Origin of the sequence: Staphylococcus pettenkoferi (genome assembly GCF_002902685.1) — a bacterium.
In the GTDB taxonomy this organism is placed as follows: Bacteria; Bacillota; Bacilli; order Staphylococcales; family Staphylococcaceae; genus Staphylococcus; species Staphylococcus pettenkoferi.
This window is the reverse complement of sequence record NZ_PPRN01000010.1, coordinates 1-22,865: the sequence shown is the minus strand read 5'-3', so window position 1 is coordinate 22,865 and position 22,865 is coordinate 1. Positions and strand designations below refer to the sequence as shown.

Here is a 22,865-nt window from a genome sequence, read left to right as displayed (position 1 = left end):
ATGAGAATTTATAAAATATTTCATTATATGTTGCTATTAGAGTATAATACAGACTGATTTTATTTAAAAGTCTACTTTAATAGATTAATAAGTATACTTAGAAAATGAATTTAATGGTAATTCTGTCACCTTGTTAATAGGCGATCAATGTCGTGCAGCACGCTATACATTTCATGCACTATCGTTCTCTCTATAGCGGCACCTCGCATACCATCCCTTACTCAACTCCTCACAGCTACAAAAAGCGCTACCTCCATTTAAGGAGATAGCGCTTTGCATCATCACAACTTTATCAAGTTGTTCGTGTGAAGTAGAGAGAAGATTATTCTTCTTCTTTGTCTTCACTGTCTTCTTCGTCATCTTTTTCGCCAACAACTTCTGGTTCTTCCGCTTCAGAATCGCCTTCCATTTCTTCGATTTCTTCTTCAGAAGGTTCTTCAGTTGGAGGTACGACTGTAACAACTGAGTCGTTTTCGTCGTTTTCAATAGTGAAGTCACCTTTAGTCTTAAGGTCTTCAACTGAGATTGAATCGTTGATATTAAGTTCAGAAATATCAACTTCGATGTATTCAGGGATATTTTCTGGTGTAGCTGTTACTTCAAGGTCGAATAGTGGTTGTTCAACTACGCCACCTTCTTTAGCACCTACTGCTTCACCTACTAAGTGTACAGGTACTTCTACTGTACGTTCTTCACTCATGTTGATCGCTAAGAAGTCGATGTGAGTGATTTTGTTTTTAAGTGGGTCAAATTGGTAGTCAGATACCATGACTTTGATTGTTTTTGAACCTACACCTAAATCGATAACCCCGTTACGTCCAACTTCACGGATAACTTTGATGAATTCTACTTCATCAACTTTAACTGAAACGTTCTTAGTACCATAACCGTAAACAACACTAGGTACTTTACCAGAATTTCTTAACGCCTTTAATTCTGAACGTGTTTGTTTACCTTGACGAATGATTGACTTTAATGAAGCCATATTCATTTCCACCTTTCAAAGTTGCTCTGTCTAGAGCTCCTCACTTGCCCATCAACTTTACCGTTGCTTGCAAGTGTTTATTTGTCCGTAAAATCACGAACGAAATCATTATACACAGAATGCTACGATTAGTCAAATAGTACACTGACAGATTCGCGTTCGTAAACACGTACAATCGCTTGAGCCATTAATTCAGCAACTGACAAGCGTTTCGTATTCTCTGGTTTACGAGATTCGTCTAAGTTAATAGAGTTTGTCACTACGAGTTCTTTAATCGCTGAATTCTCGATACGTTCTTTAGCTGGACCTGATAATACAGGGTGTGTACAACAAGCATAAACTTCTTTAGCACCTTTGTCTTTAAGCGCTTGAGCTGCAAGCGTGATTGTACCAGCTGTATCGATAATATCGTCGATAATAATCGCTGTACGTCCTTCGATTTCACCCACGATATTCATGACTTCTGCCACGTTTGGTTTAGGGCGACGTTTGTCGATGATTGCGATTGGTGTTTTTAAAATGTCTGCAAGTTTACGCGCACGTGTTACACCACCGTGGTCTGGAGATACGACAACACATTCTTCTGGATCGATTTGTGTATCGTTTTTAAAGTAATCTGCTAAGATAGGTACACCCATTAAGTGGTCGATTGGAATATCGAAGAAACCTTGAATTTGTGGTGCGTGTAAGTCAAGTGCGATCATACGATCAGCGCCTGCTGTTTCAATAAGGTTTGCTACGAGTTTCGCAGTGATTGGTTCACGACTACGTGCCTTTCTATCTTGACGTGCATAACCGTAATAAGGTACCACGATGTTGATGTTTGCTGCAGAAGCACGTTTACAAGCATCAATCATAATGAGCAATTCCATTAAATGTAAGTTAACGGGATAAGATGTGGGTTGGATGATAAAGACATCACAGCCACGGATACTCTCTTCTATATTGATTTGAATTTCACCGTCACTAAAACGTTTAACTGAACATTTACCTAATTCAATACCTACACTATCAGCAACTTCTTGAGCGAGTGGTTCATTCCCTTTTAACGAGAAGATTTTCAAAGAAGAATTCTTATATTCATTGTTTAACATTTATAGTCCTCCAATTAGTTTGTTCAATTCGAATATGCTTTAACATGTGCGAAAGTTTAAGTCCATTTCTCAATATAAAAGATGGCAGTTGCAATCACCCTTACAAGTTATCCGCAACATACTTACCAAGGCCTTACTGAAAGACGTTAGCGCAACCTTCTGTTCACTCGTCTTCTTCCTACCATACGATTATTCTGAAATTCTGCTTACCTCTCTTATGTTGTTCCTTTTACTATACCCTTTTACGCAAAAACGCTTACATCCATTAACGATACTACGTCACTTTACTGTGAATCAACGTTTGTCAGTAAAATAACCTTCTTTCGTCGTCTGACGTGAACGTGCTAGCGCGAGACTGTCTTCTGGTACATCATCAGTGATTGTAGAACCTGCTGCAGTCGTTACACGATCACCTAAAGTGACAGGCGCGATGAGGTTCGTATTACAACCGATGAAACCTTCTTTACCGATGACGGTCTTGAATTTATTTTTACCATCATAGTTCACCGTGATAGAGCCACAACCCACGTTCGTACGTTCGCCAATCTCAGCGTCGCCGATATAACTGAGGTGAGGCAGTTTCGCTCCTGCTTTAACGTCGGATTTCTTAACCTCAACAAAGTTACCGACTTTCACACCTTCACCAATATTGGATTCTGGACGAAGTTGTGCAAACGGCCCAATCTTCACGTCATCTTCTACGTGAGATGCATCGATGACAGACTGTTTAATAGACACATTGTTGCCGATCGTACTATTCGTGATTTCGGAATACTGACCGACTACCGTATCTTCACCGATAGACGTCTTACCTGCGAGTTTCACACCAGGTTCAATAACTGTATCCATACCGATTGTGACGTCACTTTCGATGTATGTAGTTGTTGGATCAATGATTGTTACACCATTGCGCATATGTTGCTCATTAATACGTAAACGTAACGTTTGAGCTGCTTGGCTCAACATGACGCGATCGTTTACGCCCATAATTTCATCAAAGTCATCAGTATGATAGATTTCCACTGTTCCGTTATCTTCCAAGATGAGCGACAACACATCTGGTAAATAGTACTCACCTTGCGCATTGTCATTCTTCACTTGAGCTAATTTGTCGAATAGCACGGCGTTGTCAAAAGCGAAGATGCCTGAACTGATTTCGTCTATCGCTTGCTCTTCCTCGCTTGCATCTTTCTGCTCGACAATCTTCACGAGTTGTCCTGCTTCGTCTTTCACAATACGGCCATATCCGAATGGATTAGGCGCTGTAGCCGAAAGCACTGTCGCTTGCGCATGATGTGATTCGTGGTGTTCGAGCAATGCGCGAAATGTTTCTTCTGTTACGAGTGGCGTGTCACCACATACGACTAACGTTGTTCCCTCTTGGTTGGCAAAATGTTCTTCAGCCATCTTAACTGCATGCGCTGTACCAAGCTGTTCTTCTTGGAAACTATATTGTGACTGCTCACCCAACGTTTCCTTAACATGCTCAGCACCATGACCGACGATTGTGACAATGTCCTCCACGCCTGAACCTTTCACGTTATTGACCACATGTTCAATCATTGATTTGCCTGCAAGTTCGTGTAGCACTTTGTACTTCTTCGATTTCATACGTGTACCCTTGCCCGCTGCGAGTACGATTGCACGTCTATGCATGAATGCTAACCCTCCATTAAAAATTACACTTCTATCCTATTATAATTTAACGCAATACTACCTTTCAAGGTCGAAAGGGGGAATGTAAACTGAATTCAAAATATTTAACTGTTCCGTCAAAAAATTAGGATTCATTTGGGGAAATATTGCATTGGGGTAGACGCACGCCAGCTCGCTATAGAAGTTGGGATTGTGGGGAGAATTTTCATCGGTAGGTATTTATAGTGCACTTATTACATCTTTTTTAATCTAAAGTAAGTTCTCGAAATTTATATGACTATTCTTTATTAACTTTTAGTATATTTTTCTATTGTTATAAATGTTAAAGTAGAACTGAAAGACAACATGAGGAGGTGTGTAATCAATGTGGTGGGTTATTACGATAGGTATCGCAGCAGTATGCTTTATCATCGTGCTCATTTTTGGAGCAGTAGATGGAATTAGAAACCCTCATAAATATCCTAATTTCCTATCTGATGAAGAAAAAAGACGCCAAGCGCATAGGGAGCAACGTCAGAACAATTCATAAGATCGCCACAGCTCAGTGTCCGCTATATCCAATATTACACTTCACTCAACCAAAAAATTGAGTTCTGACAGCTTTATCTGCTATCAGAACTCAATTAATCTATCTCTATAGGGTGTGTGTCATGTTTCAAATCATGCCACACATCTGTATTCAATCTTATGCTTCAGTATCTTCTGAGTCACTTGTTTCCGCATCATCTTCTGATGGTTTCGCATTCTTATCTGGAATAACTTCATCAGTTTCATCGTATACTTTCATGACTGCGTCTTGAATTTCTTGTCTCATGTCTGAATTGATTGGGTGTGCGATATCACGGAATTCACCGTCGGGTGTTCTCTTGCTTGGCATCGCGACGAAAAGACCTGAGTTGCCTTCAATTACGCGTAAGTCATGAACTACGAATGATTCATCAAGCGTAACTGAAACAAGTGCTTTCATTCTACCGTCTGTTTCTATCTTTCTAAGTCTTACATCTGTCACTTTCATGTAGTGAGCCCCCCCTAGTATCTCTTTGTATAGAAGCTTAACAATCTTTAATTAAAATTATATTCCTTAAACTATTTTACTTTAGCAACAAGTTCGATTTCAACTTTTACGTCTTTCGGTAAGCGTGAAACCTCGATACAACTTCTTGCTGGTTGGTGTTGTTCAAAGTATTGACCATAAACTTCATTAATAAATTGGAAATCGTTCATATCCGCAATAAAAATAGTTGCTTTAATGACAGAATCTAAATCTGATCCTGCTTCATCAAGAACAACTTTAAGATTGTCTAATACTTGTTTCGTCTGCGCTTTCACATCGTCGCTCACAATTTCTCCTTCCAGTGTTAGTGGAATTTGACCTGATGTGAAGACAACACCATTGACCTCTGTTGCATGTGAATAAGGTCCTAAAGCTTCCGGTGCTTTAGTAGTATTAATCACTCTCATGTTGTTGACTCTCCTCCTGTACAAACTTATCTAAACTATTACCTTCTTCTACCGTGAATTCTTGGTTGTATTCGTCTACGTTCGATAGTCTTACTAAGGAAGTATAATCCTCAATCAATCTTTGTTTAACTTCTTTGGATTCTACAAGTACTGATACCCCTTTTACGCGTGCCTTAAACTCATTCATTAAATTCATCACGCCGTTAATAGAGCCACCTGCTCGCATGAAATCATCGACGACAAGAACGTTCGAACCTTCAGGTAATGTTCGTTTAGATAATACCATTGTTTCAATCTTACGTGAAGAGCCTGAGACGTAATTAATTGAAACTGTTGAGCCTTCTGTCACTTTATTGTCTTTGCGAATGACCACAACTGGCAAGTTTAAGATGTTTGCCACTGCGTTGGCCAAAGAAATACCTTTCGTTGCAATCGTCACGACAGCGTCTAAATCTTCGTCCATATAGAGCGTCGCCATCAATTTACCAATCTTGTTGAGTAAAGCAGGATTACCCATCAAGTCTGACAAGAAGAGGTAGCCGCCCGGAAGTAAGCGATCTTTCTCTTGTAGGCGGTCAATCACTTCGTCAACCACTTTACGCGCTTCTTCAGCCCCCATCTTAGGTTTGTACGTTACACCGCCACTTGCACCAGCTACGGTCTTCACAACACCTAACCCTTCCTTTAAAAATGTTTCACGAATAATTTGTACATCTTCACTAATTGATGATTTCGCTTGTTTAAACTTGTCCACGAAGAAAGTGAGTGGCACCACTTCGTTTGGGTGATTCATTAAATATTGTGTCATAAAGACGATACGTTCACTTCTCTTAAATCGCATTCTATTCATCCCTTCTATCCTAGCAATCTAACTAAATATACTTCATTACAACAACCACTTACAGCATTGAAGACTTTCTTAGCTTGGCGTTCTTTCTGCGCGAGTGCGTATACGGTCGGACCACTACCACTCATGACAGCACCATCTGCGCCACTGCGCAACATGTTGCCTTTAATCTTCAATATTTCTTGATGTTTCTCCCCAGATATCGGCTCTAACCGATTAGAGAGGCTACGACACAAGCGTTCATAATCTCCTGTCTCTAGCGCATGTAAACACGATTGAGTATAAACTTCATGCTTCTCATCCAAATTAAGCGTGCGGAAGATATCTGGCGAGGAGATACCTAAATCTGGCTTGGCTACAATAACCCAAGCAGAAGGTGGTTTGTTAAGTGGTTGGATATGTTCACCTTTTCCTGTACAAAAAGCTGTATGACCTTGTACACAGAATGGGACATCTGTACCGATTTGTATCGCAAGTTGACGGAGCTCCTCCATCGAACATCCTAAATCAAACAAGCGATTGATACCTCTAAGGGTAGCTGCCGCATCAGACGACCCTCCACCGAGTCCAGCTGAAACTGGAATATCTTTATCTAACGTAATAGTGACACCTTGCTTGAGATGATACGTGTCAGTCATAAGCTTTGCTGCACGATACGCTAAATTCTTACTATCGGTAGGAACATAATTCTGCTCGACTTCCACAACGATGCGTCGATCTTGTCGACGTTCGAAAGACAAACGATCATTTAAGTCAATCGTCGACATGATCATTTCAACTTCATGATAGCCATCCGGTCGCTTAAACAGTGTATCTAATGTGAAATTGATCTTCGCTGGAGCCGTTTCTATTATCATCTTCCCACCTTCTTTCGTTTCAATAATTCTCTGCTTTAAATTTTAACATAATCCGCATATTGACGTCCTTATTTTCCTATTTACAATCGTCTATTTATTAACTATTTTATAAAAAGAGTTACTACTCCTTTGAATTGCGCATTAAGTATTATTATCATTCGTTTGCGTCGTTAGTTAACAGTGTAGCAAGTTTTCACATAATGAAAAAGAGATATATTGGCAAGTTCGTTACCAATATATCTCTTCAACCTATCCTCTTATTGTAGATGTCTGCGTGCCGTACAAGCATCTTAACTCGTCATTAAGCTCTCATCCTACGCTTGTTTCACTCTGCAGTAAATTATGTATCTCATTTCACCTACAATACATCACTGTCTTCAATTAGTGTGCAACTGCTTCTTGCTGATTATCTTCTTCGAAAGAAACCTGTACGTTATCTGTGAGCACGTCTGTATACGTGTAAGATACGCGGCCGAAATTGTGTTTCTCAGGATCAAGTTCCACAATAAATACCGAAGCGTATGTTTCCTTTAATACGCCTGAGCGTTCAATCGTCTTCTTACGTCCTCCGTTTGCTTTCAGTACAATTCGGTTTCCTAAATGACAATCAAGTGAATTTTTGATGTCTCCAATACTTTTTGGCATATTGCTCCACCTCGCTACATATTGTATAATAACACAATTCGAAGCGATTTGTCAAACAAACATTCAATTTTATCAACCTACTATAAGGATGTCAATATTTTAAATTTCCAATTCTGGAAAATTTTTCAACTGCTCATAAAGTGTCGCAAATTCTTCAATAGTTAGCGTTTCTCCACGTCTCTTCGGATCAATATTCGCTGCTTCAAGCCATGCCGTAATCGCTTTTTTATGCTTTTTACCATCTACAAACAAACTTTGGTAGTTATTGTTAATCGTCTTGCGTCGCTGTGTGAAAGCGCCTTTGGTCATCTTAAAGAAATGATCTTCGTCATCGATGTCGATTTGAGGATATGGACGTTGCATCAATTTAACGACGATGGAATCTACATTCGGTGGCGGCATAAATACCGTCTTAGGCACAGTTAAGACTTTGCTCGTCTCTGTATAGTATTGCGCGACGATAGAAAGTGAGCCGTAAGCCTTCGTTCCTACTTGCGCATTTAAACGCTCGCCCACCTCTTTCTGCATCATCACCACGTAGCCATCGATAGGAAGGGAACGCTGCATCAGATTGAGCAAGATTGGTGTCGTGATATAGTACGGCAGATTCGCTACTACCATGATACGTTCGCAATGGCCAAGGTAGGTTTGAACATAGTGCGCAATATCCGCCTTTAGAATATCTTCGTTAATCACTTGCACATTCGGATAAGGCGCGAGTGTCTCATCCAGGATTGGCATGAGACGCTGGTCAATTTCAAACGCCAAGACGTTCTGCGCTTTCTTAGCGAGCTGCTCAGTCAACGAGCCCATCCCTGGCCCAATCTCGATCACACCTGTAGTCGCGTCAATCTCGCTAGCGTCGATAATCTTACGAATGATATTCACATCGACAAGGAAATTCTGACCGAGGCTTTTCTTAAAGTTAAAATGATGTTGTTCTAACAGGGCCCGTGTGCGACTCGGTGTCGCTATATCTTTATGCTCCATAGAATTACGTTCCTACCTTTCTTCTTCGCTTTCAGCCAATGCACGACGTACATCAGCTTCAGTGTACCCAAACGCGTTAAGCTTCTTCAATAACTGTTTACCATTGGAATGACCGATGTGCAGACGGCTTCCAATCAAATCACGGCGTCTACGTGCATCTGGACCAATGATTAACCCTAGATCTATCAACGTCGCCTTACTAATCGATTCTTCTCCTTCTTCATAAGGACTGCTCACGTGTGACAACGCTTGGCGAATTGCGTCCTCTGAGGCATGTTCAATGCCAATCTTGCCGCGCTTACTCTTGGCCAACGCCCGGTCGAGATACGCATGTTTAACACCTGGCACATGTTCTGTAATAATTGATCTAATCTTGTCCCCAGGAAAGTCTGGATCCGTCAAGACAATCACACCACGTGTCTCTTGTGCTTGCGCGATGACCTCTAGTGTTTGACGATTGATAGCACTGCCATTCGTCTCTATCGTATCACACTGCACCGCTTCCTTAACACGTGCTGTATCATCTCGTCCTTCAACGACGATAAACTCATTAATCTTCACTATAGATGACACCTTTCTCTTATTCTCTTCACGCCTGACGAAGTGTATAGATTCCTCTCTCCGTTGGCAGCTCTGTTTATTAAAAAAGATGTCGGTTGGCTGTGAAGAACGTAAACACATGGATGATCTTCAGTCTTAACCGACATCTTTCGTCTTAGTCTATGATAACTTAAATAGACGTTCTGCGTTTTCAGTTGTTTGACGACAAACTTCTTCGTAACTAACGCCTTTAAGTCCGGCGATCTTTTCCGCTACTAAAGTCACGCGAGCAGGCTCGTTACGTTTGCCGCGATAAGGATGCGGAGACAAGAATGGTGCATCTGTTTCGACGAGCAAGCGATCAAATGGGACGTGCTCTGCCACTTCTTTCGGTTGTTTCGCATTTTTAAACGTCACAGGACCGCCGAGAGAGACGTAGAAACCAAGTTTGTTAATCACTACATCTGCAATCTCTGGAGAGGCACTGAAACTGTGCATGATGCCTCCGACCTCTTCTGCGTGTTCTTCAAGCAAGATATCTACACAATCTTGTGTCGCTTCACGATTATGAATAATAATTGGTAAGTTAACACGTTTAGCTAATGCGATCTGTTTGCGCAATAAATCTTGTTGTACATCTTTCGGTGATTTATCCCAGTGGTAATCAAGACCTGTTTCACCTATGCCTATGACTTTAGGATGTTGCGCAAGCTCTTCAATCCAGTTGAGACGCTCTTCTGTACAATCAATCGCATCAACGGGATGCCAGCCGATAATCGCGTATAGGAAATCGTATTGGTCGATGAGTTCCATCGCTCTCTCTACTGTAGGTGTATCGAAACCAACAACGAACATGCGATCCACGCCATTATCGCGTGCTCGTTGAATCACTTCTTCTAAGTCTTCGTCGTATTGTTCTGCATTAAGATGTACATGTGTATCGATTAGCATACTAACACTCCTCCATTAAGGTAGGCTGTAGTAGCTTTCAGAAGAAGCGTTCTACCTCTCCTGTCACCACTCGCAGCCTGTCGTCATTCAACTTATTCCCTGACTTGCGTTCTGTTAGTCGTTTATTTAATGATTGCGCCATTTGGTACGGCACTTGGTAAGCTGACTAACGTTAATACGCCGTCCTTTTCAGCTGACAGAATCATACCTTCCGATTTCTGACCCATGAGTTTCGCAGGTTTCAAGTTCGTCACTACTGCAACCTTTTTACCAATAATATCCTCAGGTTGATAGAACTTAGCGATACCTGAGATGATTTGGCGTTGTTCGTTAGCCAGTTCAACTTGGATGCGTAAAAGTTTGTCGGACTTTTTCACTTGTTCTGCATCTGTAATTGTTGCCGCTTTGATTTCTACTTTATCGAAAGCTTTAATATCAATTTGTGGTTTGCTGTCTTCTTGCTCTTCTGCCGCTTCACTTTCATTACTTTCAGCTGCTTTCGGAGGTTGCATAGATTTTTTAATATATGCAATCTCTTGTTCGCTATCTAAGCGTGGGAAGATCGGTTGTGGTTTCTCAGTCACCATAATAGGTTCAGTTAATGCACCATATGTTGTTAAACTTTCAAACTCGAATAACTCAGGTGTATTGATGTTGAGTTGTTCAAAGATTTGTTTCGGCGCATGTGTTAAGAACGGACGCAGTAAGACCGCAATGTAACGAATGTTCTCTACTAAGTGCGCCATAACGTTGCCTAGCATATCGCGTTGAGACTCATCTTTGGCGAGAATCCACGGTGTTGTTTCGTCGATATATTTATTAGTACGGCTGATGAGTTTCCATACTGTAGATAGTGCGACTGAGAATTGAAGTTCGTCCATCTTCTCATGGAACACTTCTACGGTTTCTGTCGCAAGTTGTTCTAAGTCTGGGTCAATGTCGTGTTTCTGACCTTGGTAAGCAGGAAGTTCACCATCGAAATATTTGTTAATCATAGAGATGGTACGGTTCACTAAGTTACCTAAGTCATTCGCTAAGTCATAGTTCGTACGCTCTACGAAACCTTCAGGTGTAAACACACCATCAGAGCCGAATGGGAGTTCACGCATTAAATAATAGCGTGTCGCATCTAAACCGTAACGATCGATGAGCACATTAGGATCCACCACGTTACCTTTAGATTTACTCATCTTGCCATCTTTCATGAGAATCCAACCATGCGCAAAAACTTTCTTAGGAAGTGGAAGGTCTAAAGCCATGAGTAAGATTGGCCAAATAATAGAGTGGAAACGTACAATTTCTTTCGCCATAATATGGATATCTGCTGGCCAATATTTTTGATATAAACTGTCATCATCTGACAAGTAGCCAAGTGATGAAATATAGTTCACTAAAGCGTCAATCCATACGTAGACTACGTGTTTAGGATTGGATTTCACACGGATACCCCAGTCAAATGATGTACGTGACACTGCTAAATCTTCAAGTCCAGGCTTGATAAAGTTATTAATCATTTCATTCTTACGAGAAGCTGGTTGAATGAAATCTGGGTTTTCATCATAGAATTCTAAGAGCTGATCCGTGTATTTAGAAAGTTTGAAGAAGTAGCTTTCTTCTTTAACTAATTCAACTTCGTGGCCGGAATCCGGACTTTTACCTCCGACAATCTTACCGTCTTCATATACTGGATCCACTAATTGTGTCTCAGTGTAGTACGTTTCGTCCGGCACAGAATACCAACCCTCGTACTCACCGAGATAGATGTCCCCTTGGTTAAGCAGACGTTCAAAGATTTGTTGCACGACTTGCTTATGACGTTCTTCTGTCGTACGAATAAAGTCGTCGTTAGAGATTTCAAGTTTGTCCCATAACGCGCGAATGCCCGCGATCATTTCGTCTAAGTATTCTTTCTCCGTCTTGCCGGCTTTGAGCGCTTTCTCTTGAATCTTCTGACCATGTTCGTCAGTTCCAGTTAGGTAGCGCACATCATAGCCTTGCATTCTTTTATAACGCGCAATGACATCTCCTGCTGTTGTAGTATAGGCATGTCCGATATGTAGATTGCCACTAGGATAGTAGATTGGCGTTGTAATATAAAATGTTTCTTGAGCCATCAGTGTTCCTCCTCATTTCTTACATTATAAATAATAGCTAACTTCAACTATGGTTTCAATGGACGATGATAGGCTGATTGAGCCAATCTTGCACCTTAATAGTGTTGGATATTCGTCACATATTGAATTTAGAATCTCTTTATTTTCTTAATCATTTGTCGTGCGTATTTCAAATGCCCTATCTTATTAACAATACCATAATTCACTTATGCTATGGGCAGATTCATCTTGATTTTTTGACTAGTAAAACGGTCCAACACAAAATTTAAACTTATATCATTTTTCAACGTTATAACTCTCGTTTGCTAATGTCCTAAAGCCGTTATCCCTCTCAGAAACTACCGCTCTCTCGCACTAAACTTCATGATAAATATCGTAGACTTCGCCAGTCTTCATCTGTCGATCTTTCGCTACCTGTTTAATCGCTGCTTTCGGTTTCTGTCCTTGTTCGCAGTAGTAGTCGACATGTTCATGAATCGTTAAGTCTTCAAACCAGGCATTGTCGGCTTCTGGAGCAGCTCCTTGAATCAAGATGACAAATTCACCTTTCAGACGTATCTCTTCACGCTCGATCATCTGCATCAACGTCTTCGGTGTTCCTGTTTCGATTTGTTCAAATCGTTTCGTCAATTCTCTTCCGAGCGCAACTTGACGTTCGTCATCCACTCGCGCAATCGCTTGTAAGCTATCTTTTACGCGATACGGTGATTCATAGATGATCAATGTACTCTCTTCGTACATTCGTTGCTTGAGCACTTCGACTTTCTCTTTATCTTTACGTGGCAAGAAGCCCAGGAAAGTATAAGTGAAAGACGGAAGCCCACTCGCCATCAATGCTGTAAGACCCGCATTAGGACCTGGAACTGTTTCTACCCGCAATTGTGCTTCTCTGGCAGCCACGACTAACTCGTAACCTGGATCACTAATCAAAGGCAAGCCCGCATCAGATACGAGCGCGATATCATTTCCTTGCTGTAATAACTCGATGAGATGTGCAGTCTCTTTCTCTTTATTATGATCATGGTAAGACTTCAATGGTGTATGTATCTCGTTATGTTGGCATAACTTCTGCGTTACCCTCGTATCTTCACAAGCGATGAGATCTACTGTTTGTAATGTATCGACCGCTCTGTAGGTTATATCAGCCAAGTTACCAATCGGTGTGCCTACTAAGTATAAAGTCGCCATCACTATCCCTCCTTAATCAATGCTAACTTCTTATTTCTCGAATATTGCTTAATTTGATACTCACGTTTTAACGCTTCTGACTTCGTTTCGTAAACTTCTTGATAAACTAACACGACCGGACGTCTTACTTTTGTATATTTGGCACCTAATCCTTTATTATGTTTCGCTACTCTTTGCTCCACATTTTTAGCATAACCCGTATACAGACTCTCATCCTTACATTTCACGATATACACATAATGTTTATCCATAATAAATCGCTCGCATTTCTTCAGTATACTCGTCCGCCGCTGTATAAATATAGAACGGGGCAGTGATTTCCAAGCCTTGTTGGCCGCCACGTCGACTTTCTACAATCATCATCTGGGCAGATTTGCCGGGCTTGCTATAAATCATCGTTAAGCGTTTGGGCTCTAAACGATACTGACACATCGTCGTTAAGACGTCCATAAGACGGTCCGCACGGTGAACCATGATGAAACGGCCGCCTTCTTTGAGTAAATGACGGGCTGCTTTACAACAATCGTCAAGCGTGCACATGACTTCATGTCGTGCAATCTTATGCGCTTCTTTATGGTGTTGATGTTGTTGGTTCATTTTAAAATAGGGAGGGTTACATGTAATCAATGAATATTGCGCAGGTTTAAAATGTGTGGCAACCTCTCTCAAATCCATATGATGCATCGTCAAGCGCTCGGACAGTTGATTGTAATGATAAGAACGCTCAGCCATATCTACGAGTTGCGACTGAATTTCGATACCTTCAATAGATTGCGTGCTCTTCGCACTTAACAGTAACGGGATCACACCGTTGCCTGAACACATATCCATTACCTTGTCATTCTTACGCACAGTTGTGTAATGTGCGAGTAACAAGGCATCTGTTGAAAAAGAGAAGACTGCATCATTCTGAATAATGCGCAAATGTTCTTTCGTTAAATAATCTAAACGCTCGTGCTCACGTAACATGAGTTACCACGCCCTCCATTCAAATTAAAAGGATAGGACGGCGATGCTTGTAGTAAGCCTATCGCAAACATCCTATCCCTTCGTTTCTCTCTATTACTACGTTGATTGCTTGTTAATCGTCTAACACTTTTAAACAGAATAAGCAATCTTCACCTTTACGGTGCTTTCCAAACAGCTCGCCGTTGCAAATATGGAAACCTTCTTTATATAACATCGCTAAGTTATCTTTACTTCTTAGCGGTTTCTTAGGTTTACGCTGTTCTACGTCAGTATCTTTAGCTGATTCATTCTTCTCGATAAGCGTTTGTAAATTCTCATTCTCTATTTGCAACGCGACGTTCTCTTCTACGAGTTCAACAGCTAACGTCTTGAGCTCAGACATATTCTGATTAATGCTTTCTACGTTCTTCTCTAACCACGTTAAACGTTCAAATATTTCTGTTCGATTCAACGTGCATACGCCTCCTATTTCAATGCTTCTAATTCTTCCATCTTGTACTCTAAAGGTTGTTCAACGCCCTCGATCTTCACTTGCATTGAAATATCTAGAATATTGAGACCTACGACTTCACCTTGTCCGTCTGGGGTAACGACCGCTTCACCTACATCTGGAAGCTGTGCTCGCGCTTCTTCGTAGTGATCGTTCTCATACTTCAGACAGCACATTAGGCGGCCACACGCTCCGGATATCTTTGTTGGATTAAGTGAGAGGTTCTGGTCTTTCGCCATCTTGATAGAGACCGGTTCGAAATCTCCCAAGAATGTTGAACAACATAGGGATCTGCCACATGGACCAATCCCACCGAGCAACTTTGCTTCGTCGCGCACCCCTATCTGGCGCAATTCAATGCGTGTCTTTAACTTCTGAGCGAGTATTTTCACCAACTTTCGGAAGTCTACACGGTCATCTGAGGTGAAGTTAAAGATCACTTTAGACTTGTCTAATATATATTCACAATTGACGAGACGCATATCCAATTTAAGTTGATCGATGACTGTCTTACATATGTCGAATGCTGCTTCGGCATCCTGTTCATTCTGTTCAAATTGGGCTTTATCCGCTTCTGTAGCTACACGAATGATGTGCTTTAAAGGCAAAGTGACATCCTCATCCGCCACATTTAACGGTCCATATTTAATGTAGCCCATTTCGATACCACGTGTAGATTCAACTACAACGTATTGTGCTTCACTTAAATCAAAGCTTTGTGGAGAATAATATTCAAGCTTTCCTGCTTTAGGAAAATATACGCCTACCACATTTTGCATTGTCATTTCACCCCATTTATGACGATTTGTTCAAATACTAATGTAGGGTTCACATTCTGGTTTAACTTCTTATGTGCTTCTGTGATGCGATCATACATTAACACAATTTGTGTATAGTCCAGTTTCTGAGCTAAACGCTCAAATTGTTCACCTAAATCAGAGTAAATTAATTGTTGATCCAAACCTACTTTAACATGCATCATATCTTCAAAGAACCCATTAATTGCAGCGAGTGTGAGCAATTGCAAACGTCGATTCTTCGCATGTTTCAATAAGTCGACGATGCCGATGAGTGCCATCGAATACTGCGTCATTAATTGTTGACACCACTTTAAGACCATTTTACGCAAAGCCAGGAGATCTGTTTCCTCATGTAACGCTAGAGCCGCCTCAATTTGTGTCGTATAAGTACTCAACATTTCAGCAGCCGCACGAGGCACATCACGGTCCTCTAAACGTTGTATGAAACGTTGTTTATCAATCGGTTTAAAGTGAATGTGTTGGCAGCGAGAGTGGATTGTGTCTAGGATTTGTTCAGGTTTCGTAGTCAATAATATCGCAATCGTGTTCTCTGGAGGTTCTTCGAGAAACTTTAGGATACTATTCTCACCTTGGACACTGAGTTTCTCAAAGGATTCGATGATATAAACTTTGTGCGTGCTCTCAATCGGCAATTGATTCATGTGACGTACGAGTCGCTCAATCTGTTCTTTCTTAATCGTGTTCTCATCTGTTGAGACGTAGAGAAAGTCAGGATGGTTGTGATGCTCAACTTTAGAGCGGCATTGTTCCGCATCGTCACACAGAATCATGGAACTAAAGTCCATCGCAACTTGTTTCATTGACTCTGCGTCATCGCCTTCAAAGAGATAGGCATGTGAGAGCCGGTTCGATTGGTATGCTTGAGTCAACATTTGTTGTTCATCCATCACTTTGACTCCTTTATGTAAAAAGGCTGCTATATATGCGTGATTGCTGTTCAAAGACATCGCGCGGAGCAATCATCTCATCTAGACGCAGAAACCAAGGCATATAAAGCAACCGTTATAGTTAGAATTGATGGAACGCTTCGACAGGCATGACGAAGACTGTAGCGCCTCCAACTTCCACTTCAACTGGATAAGGAATGTAAGAATCTGCACTTCCACCCATTGGCGTGATTGGAGAAACGAGTTGTTCTCTATTACCACAAGTATCGTCAATTACCTTGAGGATGTCATCGACACGTTCGTCTTCTACACCGCATAAGAATGTCGTGTTTCCTGCTTTCAAGAAGCCCCCAGTAGTAGAAAGCTTTGTCGCTCTGAAATCGTGCTTTACGAGTTCATCTGATAGTTCTTGACTATCTTGATCTTGTACGATTGCTATAATCATCTTCATAACAACATAACACCTCTTCGTAACATTATATCATATTTTCTCTAAGTATTTGATGATAGATTCATACGCAGAGTTGGCCACTTCTTCAATACTTTGTTCCGCATTAATCACAGCAAATCTGTTAGGTTCATTATGGATAATTTGGCGATAACCTTCAACTACTTTCTCATGAAAATCTAATTTTTCTCGATCTAAACGATTCTGTGTTCTTTGATTATCATTAATACGCTGAATACCCACTGAAGCGCGAATATCTAAATAAAGCGTAAGGTCAGGGTACAATCCATTAATCGCAAATTCATTAATACTACGTACTTCTTCTACTCCAATACCTCTCGCATAACCTTGATAAGCTAGTGAGCTATCAATATAACGATCGCACAGTACGACTTTTCCCTCACGCAAAGCAGGAAGCACTTTATTAACCAAATGTTCACGTCGTGATGCCGCAAATAACAAGGCCTCTGAACGATCATCAATCGCCTCTCCCTCTAAGAGAATCTTGCGGATGTCTTCACCCGTCTTCACACCACCTGGCTCACGTGTGACTACGACCTCCCAACCTTCTGATTCTAAACGCTGCGTAATTTCGCGTATAACCGTTGTCTTTCCTGACCCTTCTGGACCTTCAAAGGTAATAAACTTTGACATATCATTCATCCTTCACTCGTATAGTATCGTGTCTCAGGCCTTCAACGCGTAATTGTCGCTCTGACCATTGACGTAATCGTTTAATCATTTCAGTTGTGACCACTTCACCTTTAAACATGAGCGGAATCCCTGGTGGATAAGGAATAATCGGTTCTGCTAAGACGCACCCGAGACTAGCCTCTAGACTGACCGCTTTATCCTTGCTAATTCGCTGACTTGCGATATAACCATGGGTCGTCGTTAAGGACATTGAATCTGGTACAGAGATCTCTGAAGCTTGCTCATCAATTTGAATACGGCGCAAGCGTTCAATGAGTTTCTCGAACGGGAACGTATCTCCCTCATGCCACAGTGGCAATACCAGTAGCACTTGTCGATCATCCGCTAGTTCACAGTAGATGTCCTGTTCTTCGAATTTAAATTGGAGCGTTTCACCATCATAGCCTGGGCTGCCCACCACTAGCTTTAGCGGATCTGCCACTTCCTTTACGGTTAAACCGCATTCTCGTAACACTGCGATCAGCTGATTTCTTTTATAGGTAAAATGTGTGTCGCAAAACTGCTGATAAAATGCATGACCTAACTCCAAGCTCGCCATGACTAAATACGACGGACTCGAAGATTGATAATACGTTAAATAACGTTCGACCGCTTCTTTCTGAGGGGCGTCTTTATGAATAAATAAGATTGAACCCATCGTTAACGTAGGCAACGTCTTATGATAAGACTGCACCACGAAATCGGCACCTGTTTGCAGCGCTGACTCCGGAAAGCCATCAAGACCGAAATGCGCACCGTGTGCCTCGTCTACTAATACAGGTACGCCTGCTTGATGAGACGCGTTGACGAGACTTGCGATATCAAAGGTTTCACCATAATAGTTCGGATAAGTAACGACAGCTAAACATTTATTCTGAAGTCGTTCTTGATCAAATAGAGGTGCGACGTACTGATGCGTGTCAGCACTCACTGTTGTCGCTGCGAGTTCCGCCTGACCTTCCACGAGATCTAGACCGTTGAACACAGATTTGTGGGAATTGCGTGCGAGTAGATAATCACCTTCCACATGTTTGAAAGCTTGCATTACCGCAAGAATACTCGACGTCGTCCCATTAACAAGATAGTACGCTTGATAGTCAGGATGTTTATTTATTCCTGCCATACTTTGCGCCAAGACATCGTCAGGTTGATGCAAATCATCTAGCCCGGTAATCTCTGTCATATCCATCGACCAGTCCAGCTTATCGAGCTGACCTATCGTATTATTCTTATGACCTGGCACGTGTAGCGAGATTGCTTCGCGTCTTATGTATTTTTGTAAGCGTTGGTAAAGTGGCGTAGTCATACAGACACCTTTTTCCGTAAAATTTTGCGTTAAGTAAGTTAGCACTTTTAGAAATTATTATAGCACGTTCTTGAGTATGTCATAAATGGGCGAGTAACTTCAGTCATTTTACAATCAATAAAAAAACAGAGGCAGAAGACTATTCTACCTCCGTCTCTATCACTCTTGCGGCTCCTTCAATCTAATTAAGACTGACTGGCTTGAGAGCCTTTACTTTTACCTTTGAAAAGCGATTTGAAATCGATATTCACTAAATTGAAGTGTTTAATAATCATACTAAAGATAAAGCTCCAAACTAAGCTGTTTATCGCTACAACTATAATCGTAATAATGGATTGAACCGGACCGTTGAAACCGAAGAGCACGATAGGTCCAGCAATTGGCGTTGCGACACCTTCAGCATTGATGATCAGACCGCTGAACGTAATGATACAGCCGTTGATAATCCCTACAATCGCATTCACGCTATAAAGTTGAAGTGGATATTGAACAATCTTGTCAATTTGAGTAAGTGGTTCAATACCGACAGAGATGCTCGTACCCCAGTTACCGATACCTAAGCGTTTGAAGAGAACAAAGTTAACGAATGACGCACCCATACAAGTTAACGCACCGATGGCCATAGGATTACCTGTAATGCCTAAGAAGCTAGCGACAACCATTGAACTTAACGGTGTCATACCTGTAATAGGCATTAAGATACCGAGAATCGCTGCGAGTAAGTAAGGGTTACTGTCACCTACTACATTGACCGCGTTACTAATTGCTTCAAGCATGAGCGTGATACCTGGGTTGATCAGGCTCGCAATTCCGTATGTAATCGCCGGCGCTAAGAGAATCACAACGATGAGATTTAAACCTTCAGGCACTTTCTTATCAATAAATTTCAGTCCGAATGAGATGAGATAAGCTGCGATAAATGCAGGTAGCAGACTGAAGTTATAGAGCACAAGACCGATGATGACCGCATAAACAGGATTCGTCTTCATCTTGAGACAAGTGAGTACCCCGACTGCGAGTCCGCCTAAACTGCCGAGGTTGTCCCCGATTTGTTTCATAAATTCAATATTAAAAATACCGCCAATCACATAGCTGAGAAAGGCTTGAGGTAGGAATGTCGCACAGGCTGCACCTGATAGCGCTTCAAGTCCCGACTTACCATAAGGTGCAAATTTCAAGAATAGAATCATCGCTACGAGTAGGAGTAGCAATGTCCCTCCACCTAGTAGCATTTGCATCCCAAAAAACTCCCTTCTATTATCTATTATTGGATGTGTTTCAATTTCTTCATAAAATAGTCACCTTTCTTGTAATAACCGAAGATAGATGCATTAAACACATAATTAATAATATTATTTGAGTTTTTAGATTTTTATAAAATTTACTTTAATTTCGTATTATTGTGACAAATTTTACATAAAGTGGATTGGTGAAGCAGGAGGGTCTTCAAAGATTTTGCGTAGTAAAAGAAGCCCACAGATGCGATAAATTTCAGCGAAATTATACGTTGCTGAAGCATTAAACGCACTATGGACTTCAATTATTATTGAATAATGACTCGCATTACTCAGTGTAATGTTGTTTTAAATAATCTCTGAAAGATGTAGGTCGTTCGCCTGTGAGTCGTTCAAAGTCGTCAGAAGTTTGATCAAGCAGTCCCATCTTGCCTGCTTGGTACATAGAAGCGAGTAACGGACCGAACCCTTGAGGCTCATCATACATCTCACCAAATTCTTCTCGCGTCACTGGGTCGTATTGAATAGGACTATCAGCCACTTCTGATAAAATATCAGCAAGCTCGTTCATCGTATATGAATAGCCTGCAAGCAAATAGCGTTGACCCCATTTCTCAGGTTGTTGTAATAACGCAACCACACCTTTCGCAATATCTGCTCTTGAAATGTAATTGATCTTACCTTCACCTACTGGATAAATCAATTTTCCACGTTCTTTTAACTCAGGCAAATAAGGTACGAGCGGATCCATATACATCGCCATTCTCACATACGTGTAGTCGATCGGGCTTGAGGCAAGTAATCTTTCCGCATACCCAAAGTACGGACTCATATGGAACGGGTTGTTATGTTGATCTGCATAATAGCCAATAAACATAATATGTGACACTTGCGCTTCTTGAGCTGCCGCCACCAAATTCTCAACTTCAGGGAGTCGTTTGAATGACGGGTGAATAATACTTGGTATAAAGATGACTAATTCGATATTTTCAAAGGCTTTTACCATTTTGTCTTTATCGAAGTAGTCCAACGTTCTAACATTGACTGATTGCATCCATTCGTCAGGAACCTTGTTAGTGTTACGCACACCGATATGGAAGTTAGGGATTTGAGCTTCAATCGCCTGTTCCGTGATGTGCTTTCCTAAATGTCCGGTTGCACCTGTGAGTAGTATATTCATATTTATTACCACCTATCTTTATTCTTTCTATAAGGTCTTTGGGTTTGAATAAAGTGTAGGTGAAATTGCAATGGATGACAATTAATTGGTTTAATAGAGCACATATATTGGGGGGATTTTTATCTTAAAGTAGTTAATACTTTAGTGATTTAAGCGTAAAATTAAAAAGGAGGGCTATTCGCCCTCTAACACAAAGTTAAAACTGAATAAATGCTGATGATATAATTTCTGTAACTATAGCTCCAAGTACCAAACCAATAAGCGTACAAATAATGGCTGCTACAATCATTAATATTCCGTGTAACGTTCTTCCTCTAGAAATGATTAGTGCTCCAAATACAATACTTGCTATGCCAAAGATAGGTGGTAAAAGAAGTAGCGCTACTCCCGCAAAAATCCATCCTAGTATTATAAATACTTTTAAACTTGTATTCGTTGTTTGTGTCATGTTGTCATTCTCCTTTAATGTTTTCTTTATAATAGCCCATATCTATTGGGAAGTAAATATCTTTTTCTACTAAAGTACTTGGTTTAGTCATTTTCTTTAGTGAATAAAAGAAATCAAATTTTGGGTTAACTTATAACATGAAAAAAGGAGCCCACGCTCAGGCTCCTCTTACTTCATTAAAAATAAATAAACGATGAAGCACTATTTAAAATCATAGTACTAACCACAGTGCTTATAATAGAGAAAACAATTACAGCTACAATCATTAATATTCCGTGTTTTGTTCTGCCTTTAGCTATTACTAAAGCTCCAAAAACAATACCAAGAATACCAAAAATAATTGGTGCTACGAATAAAGCTATAACACTAAAAATCCACCCTAGAATAATAAACACTTTTAAACTTGTATCATTTTTTCTTCCACGATAAAATTCTCCTTTTTCTTTTTCTATACTTAATGTATCTTACTTTTATAAAAAAGTAAATTTCTGACAAATTATAAATATTCATAATTTGAATATAAAAAATTACACTTTATTTTTTACTTCGAATAGTTTTTTGGGGAAGAAGTTAACCTCCTTCATAGCCTAAAAAAAGAACCCTCACGGGCTCGAGTGATTGTTGACAAACGCTCACATCTTTCGTCAGTTTATAAAACAACTTGCTCATTTACACTTGTAAAATCTCTTCGTTGTTTCACTACGCTTCCTTAGCTGCAAGCGTTTTTATTCAATCCCTCTATATACGAAAAAAAGAGACCTTTTCAGGTCTCTTTTTATTGATTGCCTGGCAACGTCCTACTCTTGCGGAACGTAAGTCTGCTACCATCGGCGCTAAGAAGCTCTCTCTTCTCGTAAATAGAGGTCATTATCTTTCTCAACTGCACTCTTTCCTTACTCACTTACCTCGAGTAAGCTCGTTACGTCTTTCGCTTGTTTCGTCGATTCTGAGCTCATTTACTTCGAATAGATTTTATGGCTGTACACTTTTAATGGTTGGTGATAAAAAATCACTAGCCGTTAATTTTCTTTATACACCAAAAAAGGCACGAATATCTCTA

At 40.7% G+C, this 22,865-nt stretch carries 25 protein-coding genes; 1 reads left to right on the top strand and 24 read right to left on the bottom strand.

Features of this window, described 5'->3' with window-relative positions; all coding sequences use genetic code 11:
• Positions 1-322: 322 nt before the first annotated feature.
• The 3 genes from CD126_RS01885 to glmU form a co-directional block, all read right to left on the bottom strand.
• Complete coding sequence (locus CD126_RS01885) at positions 323-985, bottom strand: 50S ribosomal protein L25/general stress protein Ctc (protein ID WP_049405794.1); 663 nt, start codon at positions 983-985, stop codon at positions 323-325.
• A gap of 128 nt (positions 986-1,113) precedes the next feature.
• A complete protein-coding gene (locus CD126_RS01880; protein ID WP_002473064.1) occupies positions 1,114-2,079 on the bottom strand; it encodes a ribose-phosphate diphosphokinase in 966 nt (321 codons plus the stop codon).
• 294 nt (positions 2,080-2,373) lie between these two features.
• A complete protein-coding gene (glmU, locus tag CD126_RS01875) occupies positions 2,374-3,735 on the bottom strand; it encodes a bifunctional UDP-N-acetylglucosamine diphosphorylase/glucosamine-1-phosphate N-acetyltransferase GlmU (protein ID WP_103369945.1) in 1,362 nt (453 codons plus the stop codon).
• A gap of 364 nt (positions 3,736-4,099) precedes the next feature.
• Between glmU and CD126_RS12075 the strand changes: the two genes are divergently transcribed.
• On the top strand, positions 4,100-4,264 hold the full coding sequence (locus CD126_RS12075) for a hypothetical protein (RefSeq protein WP_160313423.1): 165 nt from the start codon (positions 4,100-4,102) through the stop codon (positions 4,262-4,264).
• A gap of 156 nt (positions 4,265-4,420) precedes the next feature.
• Here CD126_RS12075 and spoVG read toward each other — a convergent pair whose 3' ends face one another.
• The 21 genes from spoVG to CD126_RS01770 all read right to left on the bottom strand — a co-directional run bounded on the left by spoVG (position 4,421) and on the right by CD126_RS01770 (position 21,805).
• On the bottom strand, positions 4,421-4,750 hold the full coding sequence (gene spoVG, locus CD126_RS01870) for a septation regulator SpoVG (protein ID WP_002473066.1): 330 nt from the start codon (positions 4,748-4,750) through the stop codon (positions 4,421-4,423).
• Positions 4,751-4,821: 71 nt separating this feature from the next.
• The gene (locus tag CD126_RS01865) at positions 4,822-5,196 is read right to left on the bottom strand and encodes a RidA family protein (RefSeq protein WP_002473070.1); all 375 of its coding nucleotides are present in this window, start codon (positions 5,194-5,196) and stop codon (positions 4,822-4,824) included.
• A complete protein-coding gene (gene purR, locus CD126_RS01860) occupies positions 5,183-6,037 on the bottom strand; it encodes a pur operon repressor (protein WP_002473054.1) in 855 nt (284 codons plus the stop codon). The genes CD126_RS01865 and purR overlap by 14 nt, the downstream gene beginning before the upstream one ends.
• Positions 6,038-6,051: 14 nt before the next feature.
• Positions 6,052-6,900, bottom strand: coding sequence for a 4-(cytidine 5'-diphospho)-2-C-methyl-D-erythritol kinase (ispE, locus tag CD126_RS01855; RefSeq protein ID WP_049405789.1), 849 nt, complete (start codon positions 6,898-6,900; stop codon positions 6,052-6,054).
• Between the two features lie 381 nt (positions 6,901-7,281).
• Positions 7,282-7,545, bottom strand: coding sequence for a Veg family protein (locus tag CD126_RS01850; RefSeq protein WP_002473059.1), 264 nt, complete (start codon positions 7,543-7,545; stop codon positions 7,282-7,284).
• A 99-nt stretch (positions 7,546-7,644) separates the two neighbouring features.
• A complete protein-coding gene (gene rsmA, locus CD126_RS01845; protein WP_049405786.1) occupies positions 7,645-8,535 on the bottom strand; it encodes a 16S rRNA (adenine(1518)-N(6)/adenine(1519)-N(6))-dimethyltransferase RsmA in 891 nt (296 codons plus the stop codon).
• Between the two features lie 12 nt (positions 8,536-8,547).
• The gene (gene rnmV, locus CD126_RS01840; RefSeq protein WP_049405784.1) at positions 8,548-9,096 is read right to left on the bottom strand and encodes a ribonuclease M5; all 549 of its coding nucleotides are present in this window, start codon (positions 9,094-9,096) and stop codon (positions 8,548-8,550) included.
• A 159-nt stretch (positions 9,097-9,255) separates the two neighbouring features.
• Positions 9,256-10,026 (bottom strand): TatD family hydrolase, encoded by a 771-nt coding sequence (locus CD126_RS01835; protein ID WP_049405783.1) that lies wholly within the window; start codon positions 10,024-10,026, stop codon positions 9,256-9,258.
• Between the two features lie 122 nt (positions 10,027-10,148).
• Positions 10,149-12,140, bottom strand: coding sequence for a methionine--tRNA ligase (gene metG / locus CD126_RS01830; RefSeq protein ID WP_103369944.1), 1,992 nt, complete (start codon positions 12,138-12,140; stop codon positions 10,149-10,151).
• A gap of 354 nt (positions 12,141-12,494) precedes the next feature.
• Positions 12,495-13,328 (bottom strand): 16S rRNA (cytidine(1402)-2'-O)-methyltransferase, encoded by an 834-nt coding sequence (rsmI, locus tag CD126_RS01825; protein ID WP_049405779.1) that lies wholly within the window; start codon positions 13,326-13,328, stop codon positions 12,495-12,497.
• A 2-nt stretch (positions 13,329-13,330) separates the two neighbouring features.
• Positions 13,331-13,579: a GIY-YIG nuclease family protein gene (locus CD126_RS01820; RefSeq protein ID WP_049405777.1), complete on the bottom strand. Its 249-nt coding sequence runs from the start codon at positions 13,577-13,579 to the stop codon at positions 13,331-13,333.
• Entirely contained in the window at positions 13,572-14,297 is a 726-nt protein-coding gene (locus tag CD126_RS01815; protein ID WP_049405776.1) for a tRNA1(Val) (adenine(37)-N6)-methyltransferase, read from the bottom strand. The genes CD126_RS01820 and CD126_RS01815 overlap by 8 nt, the downstream gene beginning before the upstream one ends.
• A 112-nt stretch (positions 14,298-14,409) precedes the next feature.
• The gene (gene yabA, locus CD126_RS01810) at positions 14,410-14,748 is read right to left on the bottom strand and encodes a DNA replication initiation control protein YabA (RefSeq protein ID WP_049405774.1); all 339 of its coding nucleotides are present in this window, start codon (positions 14,746-14,748) and stop codon (positions 14,410-14,412) included.
• 14 nt (positions 14,749-14,762) lie between these two features.
• On the bottom strand, positions 14,763-15,566 hold the full coding sequence (locus CD126_RS01805; RefSeq protein ID WP_049405772.1) for a PSP1 domain-containing protein: 804 nt from the start codon (positions 15,564-15,566) through the stop codon (positions 14,763-14,765).
• A 2-nt stretch (positions 15,567-15,568) separates the two neighbouring features.
• Complete coding sequence (locus CD126_RS01800) at positions 15,569-16,495, bottom strand: DNA polymerase III subunit delta' C-terminal domain-containing protein (RefSeq protein WP_049405770.1); 927 nt, start codon at positions 16,493-16,495, stop codon at positions 15,569-15,571.
• Positions 16,496-16,616: 121 nt separating this feature from the next.
• Positions 16,617-16,946, bottom strand: a complete 330-nt coding sequence (locus tag CD126_RS01795) for a cyclic-di-AMP receptor (protein WP_002473077.1) — start codon at positions 16,944-16,946, stop codon at positions 16,617-16,619.
• A gap of 30 nt (positions 16,947-16,976) precedes the next feature.
• On the bottom strand, positions 16,977-17,597 hold the full coding sequence (gene tmk / locus CD126_RS01790) for a dTMP kinase (RefSeq protein WP_049405767.1): 621 nt from the start codon (positions 17,595-17,597) through the stop codon (positions 16,977-16,979).
• 1 nt (position 17,598) lies between these two features.
• Positions 17,599-18,942: an aminotransferase class V-fold PLP-dependent enzyme gene (locus CD126_RS01785; protein ID WP_049405766.1), complete on the bottom strand. Its 1,344-nt coding sequence runs from the start codon at positions 18,940-18,942 to the stop codon at positions 17,599-17,601.
• A 185-nt stretch (positions 18,943-19,127) separates the two neighbouring features.
• Positions 19,128-20,180 carry a PTS sugar transporter subunit IIC gene (locus CD126_RS01780; RefSeq protein ID WP_049405764.1) on the bottom strand — a complete coding sequence of 351 codons (1,053 nt, stop codon included), beginning with the start codon at positions 20,178-20,180 and terminating at the stop codon, positions 19,128-19,130.
• Between the two features lie 325 nt (positions 20,181-20,505).
• The gene (locus CD126_RS01775; RefSeq protein WP_103369943.1) at positions 20,506-21,357 is read right to left on the bottom strand and encodes an SDR family oxidoreductase; all 852 of its coding nucleotides are present in this window, start codon (positions 21,355-21,357) and stop codon (positions 20,506-20,508) included.
• 196 nt (positions 21,358-21,553) lie between these two features.
• Positions 21,554-21,805, bottom strand: coding sequence for a hypothetical protein (locus tag CD126_RS01770; protein WP_049405762.1), 252 nt, complete (start codon positions 21,803-21,805; stop codon positions 21,554-21,556).
• Positions 21,806-22,865: the final 1,060 nt, after the last annotated feature.

What these genes read in the sequence shown, in the direction of transcription:
- CD126_RS01880 (WP_002473064.1), bottom strand. Translation starts at nt 2,079, where the DNA reads ATGTTAAACAATGAATATAAGAATTCTTCTTTGAAAATCTTCTCGTTA.
- tmk (WP_049405767.1), bottom strand. Translation starts at nt 17,597, where the DNA reads ATGTCAAAGTTTATTACCTTTGAAGGTCCAGAAGGGTCAGGAAAGACA.
- metG (WP_103369944.1), bottom strand. Translation starts at nt 12,140, where the DNA reads ATGGCTCAAGAAACATTTTATATTACAACGCCAATCTACTATCCTAGT.
- glmU (WP_103369945.1), bottom strand. Translation starts at nt 3,735, where the DNA reads ATGCATAGACGTGCAATCGTACTCGCAGCGGGCAAGGGTACACGTATG.
- CD126_RS01800 (WP_049405770.1), bottom strand. Translation starts at nt 16,495, where the DNA reads ATGGATGAACAACAAATGTTGACTCAAGCATACCAATCGAACCGGCTC.
- CD126_RS01885 (WP_049405794.1), bottom strand. Translation starts at nt 985, where the DNA reads ATGGCTTCATTAAAGTCAATCATTCGTCAAGGTAAACAAACACGTTCA.
- CD126_RS01865 (WP_002473070.1), bottom strand. Translation starts at nt 5,196, where the DNA reads ATGAGAGTGATTAATACTACTAAAGCACCGGAAGCTTTAGGACCTTAT.
- ispE (WP_049405789.1), bottom strand. Translation starts at nt 6,900, where the DNA reads ATGATAATAGAAACGGCTCCAGCGAAGATCAATTTCACATTAGATACA.
- purR (WP_002473054.1), bottom strand. Translation starts at nt 6,037, where the DNA reads ATGCGATTTAAGAGAAGTGAACGTATCGTCTTTATGACACAATATTTA.
- CD126_RS01795 (WP_002473077.1), bottom strand. Translation starts at nt 16,946, where the DNA reads ATGAAGATGATTATAGCAATCGTACAAGATCAAGATAGTCAAGAACTA.
- CD126_RS12075 (WP_160313423.1), top strand. Translation starts at nt 4,100, where the DNA reads ATGTGGTGGGTTATTACGATAGGTATCGCAGCAGTATGCTTTATCATC.
- CD126_RS01785 (WP_049405766.1), bottom strand. Translation starts at nt 18,942, where the DNA reads ATGACTACGCCACTTTACCAACGCTTACAAAAATACATAAGACGCGAA.
- CD126_RS01780 (WP_049405764.1), bottom strand. Translation starts at nt 20,180, where the DNA reads ATGCAAATGCTACTAGGTGGAGGGACATTGCTACTCCTACTCGTAGCG.
- CD126_RS01770 (WP_049405762.1), bottom strand. Translation starts at nt 21,805, where the DNA reads ATGACACAAACAACGAATACAAGTTTAAAAGTATTTATAATACTAGGA.
- CD126_RS01775 (WP_103369943.1), bottom strand. Translation starts at nt 21,357, where the DNA reads ATGAATATACTACTCACAGGTGCAACCGGACATTTAGGAAAGCACATC.
- spoVG (WP_002473066.1), bottom strand. Translation starts at nt 4,750, where the DNA reads ATGAAAGTGACAGATGTAAGACTTAGAAAGATAGAAACAGACGGTAGA.
- rsmI (WP_049405779.1), bottom strand. Translation starts at nt 13,328, where the DNA reads ATGGCGACTTTATACTTAGTAGGCACACCGATTGGTAACTTGGCTGAT.
- CD126_RS01815 (WP_049405776.1), bottom strand. Translation starts at nt 14,297, where the DNA reads ATGTTACGTGAGCACGAGCGTTTAGATTATTTAACGAAAGAACATTTG.
- CD126_RS01805 (WP_049405772.1), bottom strand. Translation starts at nt 15,566, where the DNA reads ATGCAAAATGTGGTAGGCGTATATTTTCCTAAAGCAGGAAAGCTTGAA.
- CD126_RS01820 (WP_049405777.1), bottom strand. Translation starts at nt 13,579, where the DNA reads ATGGATAAACATTATGTGTATATCGTGAAATGTAAGGATGAGAGTCTG.
- CD126_RS01835 (WP_049405783.1), bottom strand. Translation starts at nt 10,026, where the DNA reads ATGCTAATCGATACACATGTACATCTTAATGCAGAACAATACGACGAA.
- rsmA (WP_049405786.1), bottom strand. Translation starts at nt 8,535, where the DNA reads ATGGAGCATAAAGATATAGCGACACCGAGTCGCACACGGGCCCTGTTA.
- CD126_RS01850 (WP_002473059.1), bottom strand. Translation starts at nt 7,545, where the DNA reads ATGCCAAAAAGTATTGGAGACATCAAAAATTCACTTGATTGTCATTTA.